General features: G+C 74.9%; 15 protein-coding genes. 9 read left to right on the forward strand and 6 right to left on the reverse strand.

What is annotated here, in order from left to right:
• Nucleotides 1-288 precede the first annotated feature (288 nt).
• Genes ACIP5K_RS33575 through ACIP5K_RS33585 form a run of 3 tightly spaced genes read left to right on the forward strand, consistent with a single transcriptional unit; the run spans nt 289 to nt 2,851 of the window.
• Nucleotides 289-540: a hypothetical protein gene (locus ACIP5K_RS33575; RefSeq protein WP_401415779.1), complete on the forward strand. Its 252-nt coding sequence runs from the start codon at nt 289-291 to the stop codon at nt 538-540.
• On the forward strand, nt 537-2,591 hold the full coding sequence (gene malQ, locus ACIP5K_RS33580) for a 4-alpha-glucanotransferase (RefSeq protein WP_401415781.1): 2,055 nt from the start codon (nt 537-539) through the stop codon (nt 2,589-2,591). Before ACIP5K_RS33575 ends, malQ begins: the two co-directional genes overlap by 4 nt.
• Before the next feature lie 20 nt (nt 2,592-2,611).
• Entirely contained in the window at nt 2,612-2,851 is a 240-nt protein-coding gene (locus ACIP5K_RS33585) for a hypothetical protein (RefSeq protein WP_401415784.1), read from the forward strand.
• Between the two features lie 78 nt (nt 2,852-2,929).
• On the opposite strand, the gene ACIP5K_RS33590 is transcribed toward ACIP5K_RS33585, so the two are convergent.
• On the reverse strand, nt 2,930-3,520 hold the full coding sequence (locus ACIP5K_RS33590) for a TetR family transcriptional regulator (protein WP_401415786.1): 591 nt from the start codon (nt 3,518-3,520) through the stop codon (nt 2,930-2,932).
• A 187-nt stretch (nt 3,521-3,707) separates the two neighbouring features.
• Between ACIP5K_RS33590 and ACIP5K_RS33595 the strand changes: the two genes are divergently transcribed.
• Nucleotides 3,708-5,180 carry an FAD-dependent monooxygenase gene (locus tag ACIP5K_RS33595; RefSeq protein WP_401415788.1) on the forward strand — a complete coding sequence of 491 codons (1,473 nt, stop codon included), beginning with the start codon at nt 3,708-3,710 and terminating at the stop codon, nt 5,178-5,180.
• 53 nt (nt 5,181-5,233) lie between these two features.
• On the opposite strand, the gene ACIP5K_RS33600 is transcribed toward ACIP5K_RS33595, so the two are convergent.
• The gene (locus ACIP5K_RS33600; protein ID WP_401415790.1) at nt 5,234-5,737 is read right to left on the reverse strand and encodes a MarR family winged helix-turn-helix transcriptional regulator; all 504 of its coding nucleotides are present in this window, start codon (nt 5,735-5,737) and stop codon (nt 5,234-5,236) included.
• A 116-nt stretch (nt 5,738-5,853) separates the two neighbouring features.
• On the opposite strand from ACIP5K_RS33600, the gene ACIP5K_RS33605 reads away from it, so the two are divergent.
• Nucleotides 5,854-6,849, forward strand: coding sequence for an EamA family transporter (locus ACIP5K_RS33605; RefSeq protein WP_401415792.1), 996 nt, complete (start codon nt 5,854-5,856; stop codon nt 6,847-6,849).
• Here ACIP5K_RS33605 and ACIP5K_RS33610 read toward each other — a convergent pair.
• Nucleotides 6,734-8,146 carry an MFS transporter gene (locus ACIP5K_RS33610; RefSeq protein WP_401415795.1) on the reverse strand — a complete coding sequence of 471 codons (1,413 nt, stop codon included), beginning with the start codon at nt 8,144-8,146 and terminating at the stop codon, nt 6,734-6,736. The two genes, ACIP5K_RS33605 and ACIP5K_RS33610, sit on opposite strands and share 116 nt — an antisense overlap.
• Before the next feature lie 127 nt (nt 8,147-8,273).
• Here ACIP5K_RS33610 and ACIP5K_RS33615 point away from each other — a divergent pair, with 127 nt between their 5' ends.
• Both ACIP5K_RS33615 and alc read left to right on the forward strand, forming a co-directional pair.
• The gene (locus ACIP5K_RS33615) at nt 8,274-9,197 is read left to right on the forward strand and encodes a LysR family transcriptional regulator (RefSeq protein WP_401415797.1); all 924 of its coding nucleotides are present in this window, start codon (nt 8,274-8,276) and stop codon (nt 9,195-9,197) included.
• 59 nt (nt 9,198-9,256) lie between these two features.
• Complete coding sequence (alc, locus tag ACIP5K_RS33620) at nt 9,257-10,381, forward strand: allantoicase (protein WP_401415799.1); 1,125 nt, start codon at nt 9,257-9,259, stop codon at nt 10,379-10,381.
• A 461-nt stretch (nt 10,382-10,842) separates the two neighbouring features.
• On the opposite strand, the gene pepN is transcribed toward alc, so the two are convergent.
• From pepN to ACIP5K_RS33635, 3 genes are all read right to left on the reverse strand, one after another.
• The gene (pepN, locus tag ACIP5K_RS33625; RefSeq protein WP_401415802.1) at nt 10,843-13,413 is read right to left on the reverse strand and encodes an aminopeptidase N; all 2,571 of its coding nucleotides are present in this window, start codon (nt 13,411-13,413) and stop codon (nt 10,843-10,845) included.
• A 130-nt stretch (nt 13,414-13,543) separates the two neighbouring features.
• Entirely contained in the window at nt 13,544-14,689 is a 1,146-nt protein-coding gene (locus tag ACIP5K_RS33630; RefSeq protein WP_401415804.1) for a TerD family protein, read from the reverse strand.
• A 64-nt stretch (nt 14,690-14,753) separates the two neighbouring features.
• Nucleotides 14,754-15,770: an aspartate-semialdehyde dehydrogenase gene (locus ACIP5K_RS33635; RefSeq protein ID WP_401415807.1), complete on the reverse strand. Its 1,017-nt coding sequence runs from the start codon at nt 15,768-15,770 to the stop codon at nt 14,754-14,756.
• A 197-nt stretch (nt 15,771-15,967) separates the two neighbouring features.
• Here ACIP5K_RS33635 and ACIP5K_RS33640 point away from each other — a divergent pair, with 197 nt between their 5' ends.
• Both ACIP5K_RS33640 and ACIP5K_RS33645 read left to right on the forward strand, forming a co-directional pair.
• Nucleotides 15,968-16,492 carry a sigma-70 family RNA polymerase sigma factor gene (locus tag ACIP5K_RS33640; RefSeq protein ID WP_401415808.1) on the forward strand — a complete coding sequence of 175 codons (525 nt, stop codon included), beginning with the start codon at nt 15,968-15,970 and terminating at the stop codon, nt 16,490-16,492.
• Between the two features lies 1 nt (nt 16,493).
• The gene (locus tag ACIP5K_RS33645) at nt 16,494-17,288 is read left to right on the forward strand and encodes a hypothetical protein (protein WP_401415810.1); all 795 of its coding nucleotides are present in this window, start codon (nt 16,494-16,496) and stop codon (nt 17,286-17,288) included.
• The last annotated feature ends 133 nt before the right edge of the window (nt 17,289-17,421 follow it).

Consider the following 17,421-nt stretch of genomic DNA (forward strand, 5'->3'; position numbering starts at 1 on the left):
AGAAGTTCAATGGAAAAGAAAGGGGGACAAAACAGTCCCAGGGGGGAGATCGACCCCATCACTCACCGTGGCCGGGTGTCAACGCCCTGGTCACCACGTCGCGTGCGCGCCGCCGGGCCGGACGGGGCGGGCCGGGTGAAGGTCTTCCCGTTTTCGAGGCCCTTTGGTCGAATTCCTGTCGTCGTTCACAATGTGACCAGCAACACGTTGCCCGGTCGAACAGGTCTGCCGCCGCGATCGCTGGGTAGGGCTCTCGACTCACGACCCCCTTTGACGAAGGAGGCCCCCGTGGCCGCATCGGCTCAGCTTCTGCTCTCGGCCCTGTCCAAACACGCGGACCCCGCGCTGTCCGCCCCGGACACCCCCGCCGGACTGGACACCCTGTACGGCACCGACAACACCACCACGTCCTCCTTCGAGGCGCCGCTGACCAGCGAGCCGCCCTTCGCGGACTACGCGCCCCTCACCTCCGAGCCGCCGCTCCACGACGAGCTGCCGCTCACCTCCGAGCCCACTCCGAGCGGCCTGGCCGCGGGGTGAGCCTGGCCCGTCTCGCCGAGCTGTACGGCGTGGCCACCTCCTACTCCCCGGCACCGGGGCGCACCGTCCGCGCCTCCGACGCCGCTCTGACCGCCGCCCTCGCCGCCCTCGGCGTGGCCGCGGACGCCCCCGACGCGCTCGCCGCCCGGGAGGCCGAACTGGCCGCCCGCCCGGTGCCGCCCACCGTCGTGCTCTGGTGCGACGGCTCCACCCCGGACTGGCTCGCACGGCTGCCCGAGGGGGCCCGGCTCGCCCTGCGCCCGGAAGGGGCGCGGGAGTTCGCCGCCTGGGACCCGGCCGAGCCGCCGGCGCCCGGCGTGCACCGGTTACGGGTCGACGAACCCGGCGGCCGCAGCACCGAGGCCCACCTCGTCGCGGCCCCGCCCGCCGCCCCGCTGCCGCCCGGCCGCGGCCACGGCCTGCTGGTCCAGCTCTACTCCCTGCTCTCCACCCGCTCCTGGGGCATGGGCGACCTCGCCGACCTCGCCGATCTGGCGTCCTGGTCGGCCCGCACCCACGACGTGGGCTTCCTCCAGGTCAACCCGCTGCACGCGGCTGTCCCCGCCGCCCCCGGCGGCATCATGGACCCCTCCCCGTACCGCCCCTCCTCCCGCCGCTTCCCCGACCCCGTGCACCTGCGGATCGAGGACATCCCCGAGTACGCGCACGTGCCCGGCCGGGAGCGCGACGCCGCCGCCCTGCGCGCAGCGGTCCTCGACAAGGGCGAGCCGATCGACCGGGACGCCGTCTGGGCGCTCAAGCGCGAGGTCCTGGAGACGATCGTCCGGGACGTGCCGCTCACCCCCGGCCGCCGCGCCGCCTACTGCGACTACCTCGCCGCGCAGGGCACCGCCCTGGAGGACCACGCCACCTATCTGGCGCTCGCCGAGCGGCTCGGCCCCGACTGGCACGCCTGGCCCGCCCCGCTGCGCGACCCGCGCTCGCCGCAGACGGCCCGCGCCCGGCGCGAGTCGATGGACCGCGTCGACTTCCACTGCCGGCTCGCCTGGCTCACCGACACCCAGCTCGCCGCCGCCCAGCGCACCGCCCGCGAGGCGGGCATGCCGATCGGGCTCGTGCACGACCTCGCGGTCGGCGTGCACCCCGGCGGCGCCGACGCCTGGGCGCAGCGCGAGATCTTCGCGCAGGGCACGAGCGTGGGCGCGCCACCGGACGCGTTCAACGCGCTGGGCCAGGACTGGGCCCTGCCGCCCTGGCGCCCCGACCGCCTCGCCGAGACCGGCTACGCCCCCTTCCGCGCCCTGCTGCACGATCTGATGCGGCACGCCGGCGCCGTCCGCATCGACCACGTGATGGGCCTGTTCCGGCTCTGGTGGATCCCCGCGGGCCTGCCCCCCACCGAGGGCTGTTACGTCCACTACGACGCCGAGGCCATGCTCGCGGTGCTGCTCCTGGAGGCGTCGCGCACGGGCACGTACGTCATCGGGGAGGACCTGGGCACGGTCGAGCCCGGCGTGCGCGAGACGCTCAACGCGCGCGGGGTGCTCGGCACCTCCGTGCTCTGGTTCGAGCGGGACTGGGAGAGCCCGGGGCATCCGCCCGTGCCCGCCGAGCGCTGGCGCACCGACTCCCTGGCCACCGCCACCACCCACGACCTGCCGTCCACCGCGGCCCGGCTCTCCGGCGACGACGTGCGCCTGCGCGAGGGCCTCGGCCTCTCCACCTCCAGCCCGGCCGAGGCGGCGGCGGAGATCGCCGACTGGCTCGGCCTGTTCGCCCGGCTCGGCCTGCTCGCGGGCGGCCCCGGGGACGAGGAGGGGTCGGTCCGCGCCGTCCACCGCTTCCTGCTGCGCACCCCGGCCCGGATGACGGGGATCTGGCTGCCCGACCTGGTCGGCGACCGGCGCCCGCAGAACCTGCCGGGGACGTGGGACCAGTACCCCAACTGGCGGCTCCCCGTCGCCGATGCCGATGGCCGCCCCGTCACGCTGGAGGACATCGCCGCCTCCCCGCGCGCCCACGCCCTGCTCAGCGTGTTCTCCGCCCCGGGCGTGCCTCTTACAGGCCCCCCGGACGCGCGGCCCGGCTAGGCGTTCGCTACGTTTGCTCCGTGGACAAGAAGAACGCCCTGCGCGCCGGCGCCCTGGCTTCCGGTACGACGCTGATGATGCTGCTCATGTCGTCCCCCGCGCTCGCGCTGACGCGCGACGACGGCGACGACCCGGGATCCGGCCTGAGCGTGATCGACACGCTCGGCCTGTTCGTCGTGGCCCCGCTGGTCATCTTCGCGGTGATCGCCGGTCTGGTGATCCTCGGGGACAAGTCCCGCAAGCGGCCCGAGCAGGGCTGACCCGCAGCCTCTCGACGAGGGCACCCGCCGCGCTCCGGCCGCGGCGGGTGCCCTCGATGCGTTCCGCCGCGCCGCCGCTCAGGGCGCCGCGGCCGTGAGGTAGCGCTGGAGGGTCGGCCCGAGCCAGTCCACGACCTCGTCCCGGCCGAGCTCCACGCTCCCCGGGAACCGCAGCACGTACCGCGTCAGCGCCATGCCCAGCACCTGTGACGTGCACAGCGCCGCCCGCCGCGGCGCCGTCTGCGGGTCCGGGCACACCCGTCGGGCGATCGGGACCAGCTGCTCGCGCAGCACCCCCCGCATCCGCTCGGCGGCCGCCGGGTTGGTGGCGGCGACCCGCAGCAGGGCCGTGAGCACGTCGTTCTCCTCCCACAGCGCCAGGAAGTGCGCCACCAGGGTCCGGCCGATCTCCTCGGGGGCGACGCCCGCCGGGTCGGGCAGGTGCAGTTCGATGCCGACGGCCGCCGCGAACAGCCCCTCCTTGCTGCCGAAGTAGCGCATCACCATGGACGGATCGATCCGCGCGTCGCGGGCGACGGCCCGGATCGTGGCCCGCTCGTACCCGTCCGCCGCGAACCGCTCCCGGGCCGCGGCCAGGATCGTGGCCCGGGTGGCGTCCGAGCGGCGCACCGGCCCCGCCGCCGCCTCTCTAGCCGTCGTGCCGACCAACGTAGGCCACCGCCTGTTGACGGCCCAGAGCGCCGGTTCTACGTTGTCCACAAGTGTTGGCCAACAAGCGTTGACCGACCAGCGGTGGCCCCCACGTGTCGACCCGCACGCGGGGGCCGACAGGCGCCGGCGTCCCGGGTGTCGGCGCCACCGCTCCGGTTCGCGGTCCGGGTCGCAGGAGGCCACCATGAACGGCACCGCGCACTCCGTGATCGTCGTCGGCGCCGGCCCCACGGGCCTGCTCCTCGCCGGGGACCTGGCCGCCGCCGGGGTCCGCGTCACCCTCGTCGAGAAGCGCCCGCACCGGATCAGCAACCTCTCCCGCGCCTTCGCCGTGCACGCCCGCACCCTGGAACTGCTGGACGCGCGCGCCCTCGGCGACGAGGTCGACCGGCTGGGCAGGCCGCTCGGCCGGCTCCGCCTCTTCGGCGGGCTCACCCTCGACCTGACGCAGGTCCCCTCCCGCTTCAACCACCTGCTCGTGCTGCCGCAGTACGAGGTGGAGAGGGTCCTGGAGCGGCGGGCCGCCGGGGCCGGAGTCGTCTTCGCGTACGAGACCGAGGTGACCGGCCTGGTCCAGGACGCGGACGGCGTCACCCTCCGGGTCCGGCGCGGCGACGGCGGGCGGGCCGAGCTGGGCGCCGCCTACGTCGTCGGCGCCGACGGCATGCGCAGCGCCGTCCGGGAGGCGGTGGGGCTGCCCTTCCCCGGTCGGTCCGTCGTCCGCTCGGTCGTCCTCGCCGACGTCCGGCTCGCCGAACCGCCGCCCGACCTGCTCACGGTGAACACCGTCGGCGACGCCTTCGCCTTCATCGCGCCCTTCGGCGACGGCTACCACCGGGTCATCGGCTGGCACCGCGCCCGCGACGTCCCCGACGACGCGCCGCTCGCCCTCGACGAGGTCAGGGAGATCACCCGGCTCGCCCTCGGCCGCGACCACGGCATGCACGACCCCCGCTGGATGTCCCGCTTCCACAGCGATGAACGGCAGGCGCCGCACTACCGCGTGGGCCGGGTGCTGCTCGCCGGGGACGCCGCGCACGTGCACACGCCGGCCGGCGGCCAGGGCATGAACGTCGGGCTCCAGGACGCGGCGAACCTCGGCTGGAAGCTGGCCGCCGTCCTCCACGGCCGCGCCGGGGACGCCCTCCTCGACACGTACGAGGCCGAGCGCCACCCCGTCGGCCGGGCCGTGCTGCGCGGCAGCGGTGCCGTCGTGCGCCTGGCGATGGCCCGGCGCCCGTGGGCGCTGGCGGGCCGCGCGGTGCTGACGACGGTCCTGCGCCGGGTCCGCCCCGCCCGCACCCGCATCCTGGGGCAGCTCACCGGCGTCGGCGTCCGCTACCCGGCGCCCAGGGGCTCCCACGCCCTGGTCGGCCGGCGGGTGCCCGACGTCCTCCTCGACGGCGGCGAGCGGCTCTACGAGGCCCTGCGCGCGGGCGCGTTCGTGCTGATCCTGCCCAAGGGCACCCGGGATGCGGCGGCCCACCGGAGCGACGTGGTGCGGGTCGCGCACTGGGCGGACGGCCGGCGTGCGGCGCTGCTCGTGCGGCCCGACGGATACGCGGCCTGGGCGGTGGACGCGCTGCCCGACGGGGGAGTCGAGGCCGCCGGCTTCCCCCGGGACTTCGCCGGATACGCGCTGATGCCTGATGCCTGAGGGCTGACGCGTGATGCCTGATGGCCCGACGTCCGGCGTCCGGCGCCCGGGGGTCAGTCGGCCGGGGTCGTCGAGGTGAGCAACTGGCGCAGCAGGCCGGCGAGCTGTGCGGCCTGCGCGCCGTCGAGCGCGCTCTCCAGGGCCTGTTTCTGCACGGCGACCCCGGCGCCGACCGCCTCGTCCACGAGCGCGAGACCCTCCGCGGTGAGGGTCACCTGGAGCCCGCGCCGGTCGTGCGGATCGGGGGAGCGGCGCACCAGTCCGCGCCGCTCCAGCTTGTCGAGCCGCCCGGTCATCCCGCCCGTCGTCAGCATCAGCGTCGCCGACAGGCGGCGCGGCGACAGCGTGTACGGGGTGTCGGCGCGGCGGAGCGTGGCGAGCACGTCGAACTCCCCGCGCGCGATGCCGAACCGCGCGTACGCCTCCTCGACGCGGTCGCCCATGGTGCGGGCCAGGCGGTAGACGCGGCCGAAGACCTCCATGGCGGTGGTGTCCAGGTCGGGGCGGACCGCCGCCCACTGGCCGATGATCGCGTCGACGGCGTCCTTGTCGCTCATCCCCCCAGTATCGGTACGCGGTCGCTGCCCGGCAAGAAAGTAGCTTGACGAAAAGTAGCTTACGGCTAAGCTATTTCTGACCAACTGCTGCGCGACGAGGAACGGGGTGGGTGCTGATGGAGGCGACCGGGAAGGTGCGCGGGGGGCCGGCCCTCGCGACGGTGCTGCTGACCGCGCTGGCCCCCGTGTCCTGGGGATCCACGTACGCGGTGACGACCGAACTGCTGCCCGCGGACCGCCCGCTGTTCACGGCGGCGATGCGCGCGCTCCCCGCCGGCCTGGTGCTGCTCGCCCTCGCGCGGCGGCTGCCGGCGGGGGAGTGGTGGTGGCGCTCCGCCGTGCTCGGCGCGCTGAACATCGGGGCGTTCTTCCCGCTGCTGTTCCTCGCCGCGTACCGGCTGCCGGGCGGTCTCGCGGCGGTGGTCGGCTCGGCCGGGCCGCTGTTCGTGGCGGGGCTCGGGGTGCCGCTGCTCGGCCGGCTGCCGACCCGGCGCACGCTGCTGACCGGCCTCGCCGCGGCGCTGGGGGTGAGCCTGGTGGTGCTGCGGGCGGCGGGCGCGCTGGACGGGCTCGGGGTGGCCGCGGCGGTGCTGTCGACGGCGTCCATGTCGACCGGCACGGTGCTGACCACGAAGTGGGGGCGGCCGCCGGGCGCCGGGCCGCTGGCGCTCACCGCGTGGCAGCTCGTGGCGGGCGGCCTGCTGATCGCGCCGCTCGCCCTGCTGGTGGAGGGCGCGCCGCCCGCGCTGGACGGCCGGGCGCTGACCGGCTACGCGTACCTGGCGCTGGCCAACACGGCGGTCGCGTACTGGCTCTGGTTCCGCGGCATCGGGCGGCTCGGTGCCACCCGGGCCACCTTCCTCGGCCCGCTCTCCCCGCTGACCGCCGCGGTCATCGGCTGGGCGGTCCTGGGCCAGGGCCTGACCGCCCTCCAACTCGTGGGGACGGGCCTGGCGCTGGGCGCGACGGTGCTGGGCCAGCGCCCCGCCCGGACGGTCAGCGGGCCCGGGCGGACCGGGCGGACGCCGTCGGCGCGGCCGGTGGGGCTGCCGGTGACGGAGCCGGTAGGGCGGCCGGTGGTGGAGCCGGTGACGGAGTCGCTGCGGCGGTGACCGTGGGCCCCGGGCCGCCGGGCCCCGGGCCGCCGGGCCCCGGGCCGCCGGGCGTCCGCGTCGCCGCGAGGGTGTCCAGGCGGCGTGCGCAGCAGCGGCGTTGGAGCAGCGAGAGGCCCAGGACGCCCGCTCCGAGGGCGAGCCAGCCGGCCGGGCCCGCCGCCATCACCCCCGACGTCAGCACGGGCGGCCCGACCGACTTCTCGATGGACTGGGACATCCCGGCGACCCCCAGATAGGCGGGGCGTTCGCGCTCGGGGGCGAGCTGGACGGCCAGTTCCCAGGAGCTGACGGAGCGCATCAGCTCGGCCAGCGTGATCAGCGCCGTGCAGGCCAGGAGGAGCGCGGACGCGGTCCAGGCGCCGCCGACGCCGGACAGCGGCAGCAGCAGGCAGGCGAGCGCGATCAGCAGGCCGTACCGGGGCAGCGCGCGCAGCGAGCCCGCCGGGCCGGGGAAGTGGGCGGTGACGCGGAGCTGGAGCAGCACGACCAGCGCGGTGTTGAGGACGAGGAAGGCCGGGACGAGGGCGTGCGGCGCGGTGGTGTGGTGCACCAGCCACAGCGGCAGACCCACGTCGAGGACGGCCCCGTCCAGGGTCAGCGGGATGTCGAGCAGGACGAAGAGGAGATAGCCCCGGTCGCGCCACGGACCGCCGGTGCGCGCCCGGCGCCCCGGGCCGGCGTCGAGCGGGCGGCGCGCCGAGGTGCGGGCCACGAGCGCCGCCGCCGCGACGAACGAGGCGGCGTCCGCCAGGATCAGCGCGCGGTACGCGTCGAGCGTGCCCACGGCGAGCCCGATCGCGGCGACGCCCGCGCCGGCCCCGTAGGCGGCGTTGGCGACGCTGCGGGACAGCGCCTGGTAGACGGCGCGCCGGTCGCCGGCCGCCTCCGTCGCGAAGACCATCTCCAGGGTCTTCGCGGTGCGGTCCCCGGCGCAGACCACCGCGACGGCGGGCAGCAGCGCCCAGAAGCTGTGCAGCGCCAGCAGGGCGAGCACCGCCCCGAGCCGCAGCGCGTGGCACCAGATCAGCAGCGTCCGCACCGGGAACCGCTGGGCGAGGCGTCCGGCCAGCGGTGATCCGGCGATGCCCGCGACCCCGGCGACCCCGAGCAGCAGCCCGACCTGCCCGCCGTCCAGGCCGGTCACGAAGGTGAAGTACAGCACCGAGGCCGCCGCCCACACCCCGGTCCCGGCCCGGTCCAGGAACTGCCCGCACAGCATCAGCCGGGCATCGCGCCCGCCCGGCGGCCGCCGCAGTCCCGCCAGCAGCCCGTCCCCGCCCCGTCGTCGCACCACGCGCCGCCTCCCCGTCCGCCGGCCGGGCGTTCCCGGCCGCCGCAAAGTCTCGTGATCAAGAATCTTGATGTCAAGGTATTCGTCGGGGGGGGCACGCGACGGCGCGGGCGGCCCGTACCTTGACGCCATGACCGACGACGCGCCGCGCCCCCCACACCCCGACCGCTGGGACGTCAAGAAGCTCGTGATCCTGCGCACCCTGCGCGAGCGCGGCACCGTCACGGCCACCGCGCGGGCCCTGCTGATGACCCCGTCGGCGGTCTCGCAGCAGCTCACCAACTTCGCCAGGCAGCTCGGGGTGCCGCTCCTGGAGGCGCAGGGGCGGCGGGTCCGGCTCACCGACGCGGCCCACCTCGTGCTCCGGCACGGCGAGGCCGTCTTCGCCCAACTGGAGCGCGCCGACGCCGAACTGGCCGCCTATCTGCGCGGCGAGTCCGGCGTCGTGCGGGTCGCCGCCTTCTCCACCGCCGTGCCCGCGCTCGTCGTGCCCGCCGTACGGGCGCTGCGCGCCGACCGGCCCGGCATCACCGTCCGGGTGCGCGAGGCCGAGGCGGCGCAGGCCAACGAACTGCTGGCCGCGGGCGACGTCGACCTCGCGCTCTCGCTCGCCGCGCACGCCCCGACCGCCCGCGACCCCAAGTTCACCCGGGTCCCGCTGCTCGCCGACCCGCTGGACGTGGCGCTGCCCGCCGGGCATCCGCTCGCCGGGCGGCCGGGCCTCCGGCTCGCCGACCTCGCGGGCGAGCCCTGGATCTTCGGCGGGTCCGGCCCCTGGTCCGAGATCACCACCGCCGCCTGCGAGGCCGCCGGATTCGTCCCCGAGCAGGCGCACAGCGCCGCCGGCTGGACCGCCATCCTGGCCATGGTCGAGGCGGGCATGGGCATCGCCCTCGTCCCGCGGATGGCCGCCGTCCGCCGCGACGGCGTCGTCATGTGCGCGCTGGGCGCCGACCGTCCCGTACGGCACGTGGTGGCGGCCGTGCGCCGCGGCGCCGAGGAGGGGGCGGCCGTGCGGCGCGTCCTCGACGCCCTGACCGTTCAGCAGAGCTGAACGACCACTCCGAAAACTTTCGATGGACCTGTCGGCTCGGGGCGGCCCACAGTGGGGTCATGACGACCACACCCGCAACGGACCCGCACGCCAACGACGCCGCCCCCTACGCGGGCGGCGACCCGTACGCCGACTACCGCGCCTTCGGGGACCCCGCCGACTTCACCGACCTCGTCGACCTCGCCGACCGGCGGCTCGGCGCCGGGGTCATCGCCGCCAACGACGAGTTCTTCGCGCAGCGCGAGAACCTGCTGGTGCGCGAGCGCGCCGTCTTCGACCCCGAGCACTTCGGGCACAAGGGCAAGGTCATGGACGGCTGGGAGACCCGGCGCCGCCGCGGCAGCGCCGACGCGCCGTTCCCCGCGCCCGAGGACCACGACTGGGCCGTCGTCCGGCTCGGCGCGCCCGGCGTCGTGCGCGGCATCGTCGTCGACACCGCCCACTTCCGCGGCAACTACCCGCAGCGCGTCAGCGTCCAGGCCGCCGCCGTCGCCGGTGCGCCCGGCCCCGACGAGCTCCTCGCGGACGACGTGAAGTGGGAGGAGATCGTGCCGGTCAGCCCGGTGCGCGGGCACGCGGCGAACCACTTCGCGGTCACGTCGGAGCGCCGCTTCACGCATGTCCGCGTCTGCCAGCACCCCGACGGCGGCATCGCCCGGCTGCGGGTGCACGGCGAGGTGGTGCCCGATCCCGAGTGGCTGGATCTGCTCGGCACCTTCGATCTGGTCTCCGTACTCAACGGGGGTGTGTACGAGGACGCGTCCGACAAGTTCTACTCGTCGCCGACACAGATCATCCTGCCGGGCACGTCGCGGAAGATGGACGACGGCTGGGAGAACCGGCGGCGCCGGGTGCACGGCACCAACGACTGGGTGCGGTTCCGGCTCGCCGCGCAGGGCGAGATCCGGGCCGTGGAGATCGACACCGCGTACCTCAAGGGGAACTCGGCCGGGTGGATCGCGCTCAGCGGGCGGGACGGGGAGACCGGCGAGTGGTTCGAGATCATCCCGCGCACCAGGCTCCAGCCGGACACGCTGCACCGCTTCCCGCTGGCCGCGCGGGTGGTCGCCACGCATGTGCGGCTGGATGCGTTTCCTGATGGCGGGGTGGCGCGGATGCGGGTGCACGGGGCGCTGACCGACGCCGGCCGCACGACCCTGACCGCCCGCGCCTCGACGTCCTGACCTCTCGCCGCACCGCCCCGGGGACGCGTCGTCGTCCGCGGGCCGGCGGGGGCGGGCCGCGCAGTTCCCCGCGCCCCTGAGGCATGCGCTGCGCGCAGCCTCCCGACGGAGTGCCGCACGAAGGGCGCACGACAGGGGCGCGGGGAACTGCGCGAGAAGCGGCCACCGGCGCGCGCACGAAGTGCGACCGAGGGGCGCGGGGAACTGCGCGAGAAGCGGCCACCGGCGTGCGCACGACGTGCGACCGAGGGGCGCGGGGAACTGCGCGAGAAGCGGTCACCGGCGCGCGCACGACGTGCGACCCGGGGGCGCGGGGAACTGCGCGAGAAGCGGCCACCGGCGCGCGCACGACGTGCGACCGAGGGCCGCGGGGAACTGCGCGAGAAGCGGTCACCGGCGTGTGGACGACGTGCGAGCCAGGGGTGCGGGGAGGCAAGAACTCCCCGCACCCCGGACAGGGACTATTCGTCGGCGGCCTGCGCCCTGAGCGCCCGCTCCACCCCCGCGCGGGACTCGGAGACGAGGCGGCGCAGGGCGGCGCCGGGCTCCGCCGACTCCAGCCAGGCGTCCGTCGCGGCCAGAGTCCCGGAGGACACCTGCACCGCCGGGAACAGCCCGACCGCGATCTGCTGCGCCATCTCGTGGGACCGCGACTCCCAGACGCCCTTCAGCGCCGAGAAGTACTTCTCCGTGTACGGCTCCAGCAACTCGCGCTGATCGGTCTGCACGAACCCGCCGATCACCGCCTCCTGCAACGCGTTCGGCAGCTGGTCGGACTCCACGACCGACGCCCAGGCCTCCTCCTTGGCCTCGGGGGTCGGCCGCGCGGCCCGCGCGGTGGCGGCGTGCCGCTCACCGGCGGCCGTCCTGTCCCGCTCGTACTCGGCGGTGATCTCCGTCTCGTCGAACCGCCCCACGGCCGCGAGCCGCTGCACGAACGCCCAGCGCAGCTCGGTGTCGACGGCCAGGCCCTCGACGGTCTGGGTGCCCTCCAGGAGGGAGTCCAGGACGTCGAGCTGCTCGGGGGTGCGGGCCGTCGCCGCGAAGGCACGGGCCCACGCCAGCTGGTGGTCGCTGCCCGCCGCCGAGGTCCGCAGGTGGGTCAGGGCCGCCTCGGTCCAGCGGGCGAGCAGCGTGTCCCGGTGCGCGGGCGCCGCGTACAGGTCGATGGCCAGCTTCACCTGCCGCTGGAGCGACTGGACGACGCCGATGTCGGACTCCTTGGCCACCCCGCTGAGCACCAGGTCGAGATAGGCGCTCGCGGACAGCTCGGCGTCGCGCGTCATGTCCCACGCGGAGGCCCAGCACAGGGCGCGCGGCAGGGACGCCTCGAAGTCGCCGAGGTGCCGGGTGACGAAGGCCAGCGACTCCTCGTCGAGCCGCACCTTGGCGTACGACAGGTCGTCGTCGTTGAGCAGCACCACGGCCGGCCGGTGCTTGCCGACCAGCTGCGGCACCTGCGTCGACGCACCGGCGGTGACGTCGAGCTCGACGCGCTCGCCGCGCAGCAGCTTGCCGCTCGCGTCGTCGAGGTCGTAGAGGCCGACGGCGATCCGGTGCGGCCGCAGCGTCGGCTCGCCCTTCGCGCCGGCGGGCAGCGCGGGCGCCTCCTGCCGGATGGCGAAGGAGGTGATGACGCCGTGCTCGTCGGTCTCGATCTCCGGGCGCAGGATGTTGATGCCCGCGGTCTCCAGCCACGCCTTCGACCAGGACTTCAGGTCGCGCCCGCTGGTCTCCTCCAGCGCGCCCAGCAGGTCGCTGAGCCGGGTGTTCCCGAACGCGTGCCGCTTGAAGTACGCCTGCACGCCCTGGAAGAACTCGTCCATGCCGACGTAGGCGACGAGCTGCTTGAGGACGGAGGCGCCCTTCGCGTACGTGATGCCGTCGAAGTTGACGAGCACGTCGTCGAGGTCGTTGATCTCCGCCATGATCGGGTGCGTCGACGGCAGCTGGTCCTGCCGGTACGCCCACGTCTTCATGGAGTTGGCGAACGTCGTCCACGAGTGCGGCCAGCGCGAGTCGGGCGCGTACGCCTGGCAGGCGATCGACGTGTAGGTGGCGAACGACTCGTTCAGCCACAGGTCGTTCCACCACTCCATGGTGACCAGGTCGCCGAACCACATGTGGGCCAGCTCGTGCAGGATCGTCTCGGCCCGCACCTCGTACGCCGCGTCCGTCACCTTGGAGCGGAAGACGTACTGGTCGCGGATGGTGACCGCGCCCGCGTTCTCCATCGCGCCCGCGTTGAACTCCGGCACGAAGAGCTGGTCGTACTTGGCGAACGGGTACGCGTAGTCGAACTTCTCCTGGAACCAGGAGAACCCCTGCCGCGTCACCTCGAAGATCGCGTCCGAGTCGAGGTACTCGGCGAGCGAGGGCCGGCAGTAGATGCCGAGCGGCACGCTCTGCCCGCCCGGACCCTCGTACGACGAGTGCACCGAGTGGTACGGGCCGACGATCAGGGCCGTGATGTACGAGGAGATGCGCGGCGTCGGCTCGAAGTGCCAGACGTCGTCCTTGGGCTCGGGGGTCGCCGAGTTGGACACGACCGTCCACCCCGTCGGCGCCTTCACCGTGAACTGGAAGGTGCCCTTGAGGTCCGGCTGCTCGAAGTTGGCGAACACGCGCCGGGCGTCCGGCACCTCGAACTGGGTGTACAGATACGCCTGCTGGTCGACCGGGTCGACGAAGCGGTGCAGGCCCTCGCCGGTGTTCGTGTACGCGCAGTCGGCGACGATCCGCAGTTCGTTCGGCCCCGCCTCCAGCTGGGCGAGGGCGATCCGGGAGTCGTGGAAGACGGCGGCGGCGTCGAGCGGGCGCCCGTTGAGCACCACCTCGTGCACCGCGTCGGCGATCAGGTCGATGAAGGACTCGGCGCCCGCCTCCGCGCTGTCGAAGCGCACGGTGGTCACGGACCGGAACGTGCCGCCCTCCTGCGCGCCGGAGAGGTCGAGATCGATCTCGTACGAGTCAACGGTGAGCAGCTCGGCCCGCTGCTGCGCCTCTTCTCGGGTCAGATTGGTGCCAGGCACGCGGTCATCTCCTAGTGCGGTCTGCGTTCGTGACGATTCCGGCCATCCTTCCACGCGGGATACGTGAACGCGATGTCCGTTTTCCGCCGGTGAACACCACCGCCCCGGGCGGGCCCGGGCGCCGGCCGCGTCAGCCGCCGACCGCGATCTGCCAGGGGCCGTCCGCCCCGATCCGCAGCAGCCCGGGACCCTGCACCGGGGCCAGCACGTCGAGCCGGCCCACCTCGTTGACCAGCAGGTCCTGATCGTCGTAGGGCCACTCCGGGTCGGCGGAGCGGTAGTAGTGCCAGACGGCGAAGGTGCTCGCGCCCTGGTGCGCGAAGGACAGCACGCCCGGGCCGCCCTCGTAGACGAGGAGGTCGGGGCCGACGCCGTGCACCGCGAGGTCGAGGCGGCGGGCCCGGCCGAGCGGCAACACCCGCAGCGTCCACGGGGAGTCCGCCTCCACCAGCAGCGCCAGCGGCCGGTCCCCGGGGACGGTGGCGAGGGCCCGGCCGAGCACCTCGTCCTCGTAGGCCTCCAGCAGCAGATCGGCGCTGCGCCCGTACGCGTCGCAGGAGTAGAGGGTGACCGAGATGCTGTCGCGGCACTCGATCTCGACCACCACCCGGCGGCCGGGCGGCAGGTCCTGCGGGCAGGTCACCCGCTGCTTGGCGCGGCCCTGATGGACGTAGGGCGGGAAGTCGACGGCGAGTTCGTCGGGGCCGCCCGGGCCCGGCCAGCCGGCCGCGGTGGCGGGCGCGGGCGGCCGCGGGACGCCGACCCCGAAGTCCGCGGCCAGCGCGGCGAGCCCGGCGGGGTAGCCCCGGCCGACGGCGCGGAACGCCCAGCCGCCGCTCGCGCGGTGGAACTCGCCGAAGACGAAGGCGGTCCCCGTGCCCGCGTCGCCGATGCCGAAGGCGGCGACCGGCGCGCCCTCGGCGGTGGTGACGTGCGCGGCGAGGCCGGGGATCACGCCGAGGGGCTGCCCGTCGGCGGAGACGGCGACCACGACCCGCTCCACATCGGGCTCGACGGCGCTCAGGTCGAGGTGGATCCAGTCGGTGCCCGAGGACCCGCCCCGCCGGCCCCTGCCGAGGTGGCGCACCGCCTTCGAGTGGTGCTCGCGCTGGTTGTAGAAGACGAGGTCGGCGTCCGAGCGGACCCGGCCCGCCGCGTCCAGCAGCAGGGCCGAGACGTCCACCTCGGGCGTCCGCGGACCCTGCTGCCAGGCGACCGTCACATGCAGAGCTGCTGAGGAAACGGGAAGACTCCCGCCCCTGGCCATCTCGGTCATGCCGGGAGCTTCACACAAGCTCCACGATTCCGTGGCGGTTTTCGCACAATTGCGCGAGGTGGGGTCAGCTCTTGAGCTCGGCCGCCACCAGCTCCGCGATCTGCACCGCGTTCAGCGCGGCGCCCTTGCGGAGGTTGTCGCTGGAGACGAACAGCGCCAAGCCGTTCTCCACCGTCTCGTCGGGGCGGATCCGGCCGACGAACGACTGGTCCTTGCCGGCCGCCTGGAGCGGCGTCGGGATCTCCGAGAGCGCGACGCCCGGGGCGCCGCCGAGCAGCTCCGTGGCGCGCTCCACCGACAGCGGGCGGGCGAAGCGGGCGTTGACCTGGAGCGAGTGGCCGGAGAAGACCGGGACGCGGACACAGGTGCCGGAGACCTTGAGCGCCGGGATCTCCAGGATCTTGCGGGATTCGTTGCGGAGCTTCTGCTCCTCGTCCGTCTCGTGCAGGCCGTCGTCGACGATCGAGCCCGCGAGCGGCAGCACGTTGAACGCGATGGGCCGCTCGTAGATCGCCGGCTCGGGGAAGTCCACCGCCTCGCCGTCGTGGGTGAGCCGGTCGGCCTCCGCGACGACCTTCTGCGCCTGGCCGTGCAGCTCGGCGACGCCCGCGAGGCCCGACCCCGAGACCGCCTGGTAGGTGGCGACGACCAGCGCTTCCAGGCCCGCCTCGTCGTGCAGGGGGCGCAGCACCGGCATGGCGGCCATCGTGGTGCAGTTCGGGTTGGCGATGATGCCCTTGGGGCGGTCCGTGATCGCGTGCGGGTTGACCTCGGAGACCACCAGCGGCACCTCGGGGTCCTTGCGCCAGGCGGACGAGTTGTCGATCACGACGGCGCCCTGCGCGGCGACCTTCTCGGCCAGCGCCTTCGACGTGGCACCGCCCGCCGAGAACAGCACGATGTCCAGGCCCGTGTAGTCGGCCGTGGAGGCGTCCTCGATCGTCACGCCGTCCAGGGTCTTGCCCGCGCTGCGCGCGGAGGCGAACAGGCGCAGCTCCTCGACCGGGAAGTCCCGCTCGACCAGGATCTTGCGCATGACCGTGCCGACCTGACCGGTGGCTCCGACGATTCCGACCTTCACAGGGGTTCCTCCGTACGTACACAGGCGGCGGGGTGCCGCTCCATGATGCGTCTGTCCAGGCCCGCCTTGTCCAATCGATTGTCCGAGGCGCGGGACGCGTGGGGTTCACCACAGCCTTTTTCGCGTCCGCCGCGAACGTTCCGGGCGGGTGCGGCGTCGTAGGACGTACGCGGGACACGCGGGGGAGGGGAGGGGCATTGCTGCGCGGCAAGCCGGGAAGAGCGGGGGGCCGTCCGGACGACCCCCTGGACACGGCCGTCGAGGACCGGGTGCGGGCCGTCCTGTCACTGGGCGGGATGCCGTACGCCGAGCTGCCGGACGGGGTGCAGCAGGTGCGGCTGCGGCTCCTGGAGCGGGCCGCGAAGGGCGAGGAGCCGCCGCGCGACGTCTCCGCGTGGGCGGCGGTCGTCGCCTCGAACCTGGCCGTGGACTGGCACCGGGCCAAGCGCCGCCGGGAACGGCTCGGCGAGCGGCTGGCCGCCCTGCGCCAGGAGGACGCCCGGGACGCCGCCGAGACGCGCGTGCTCTCCCTCGCCGTCGCCCAGGGCCTGGACCAGCTCCCCGCCCAGCAGCGGCAGGTGGTCGTCCTGCGTTTCTACGCGGATCTGCCGGTGCGGGACATCGCGGCGGAGCTGGGGGTGCCCGAGGGCACCGTCAAGAGCCGGCTGCACACGGCGGTACGGATGCTGCGGGCCCGCCTGCGCGAAGGGGAGGTGGTGTGACGTGGACGACCTCGACGGCATGGACCGTGAGGACCGGCTCCTGATGCTGGCGCTGTGCGGGGAGCCGCTGCCGGACGACGAGCCGGGCGCGGCGGACGTCGCGGCGGACCTCGCGCTGCTGCGGGCGCAGGTGCGCGGCCTCGGCGACGCCCTGGCGGCGCGCCCCGCCCCGGAGCCCGCCCCGCACTCCGCCCCCGTACCCGTACCCGCCCCCGGTCCCCGCCCCGACCCTGTCGTCCCCGCGCCCGTGCGCCGCCGCGCGCCGGACCGGCGTCGCCGCCTCGTGCGGATCGGGCTCGGCGCCCTCGTGGCCGCCTGCGCGGCCGGGGTCCTGGGCTCGCTGGTCTGGCTCGGCGTGAGCGCGCCCGGCGGGGTGAGCGTCTCCAGCGACTCCGACAAGGCCGCCCCCGGGGACCGGCGGGCGGGCGGCTCCGCGGACGGTTCCGGGGACGACTCCGTACCGGGCATGCACATCGCCTGTTCCAAGGTCCTCGTCGAGGGCCGGGTCGTCAGCGTCACGCCGCGCGCCGGCGGGGACGTACGCGTCGTCGTCGACGTCGCCCGCTACTACCGCCCCGAGCGCTCGGCCCGGGAGCACCCGACGCTCGCCGTGACCCTGGACGGATCGGCGCGGGCGGACCTCGCGCCGGGCACGTATGCCCTGATCAGGACGCCGGTCTTCGCCGGGGACCGGCAGGACTGGGAGACCGGCCCGGGGGTGCGGGAGGCGCGCGGGGAGATCCTCGACGCGCTGCCGCGGGCCCGCGGCCTGTCCTGCGCGGGCCCCGGCCGCTGACAGCGGAGAGGGGGCGGGCGCCGGCGGCGCCCCCCCCCCCATAACCCCCCCCGCGGTGGGGCCCAAGCTCGGGAGAGCGGCGGGTTGGGGAAGAGGGTGACCGTTAGTGTTGATCGCGGGGGGGGGCGGGTGA

The organism is Streptomyces sp. NPDC088785 (assembly GCF_044750685.1).
GTDB lineage: Bacteria > Actinomycetota > Actinomycetes > Streptomycetales > Streptomycetaceae > Streptomyces.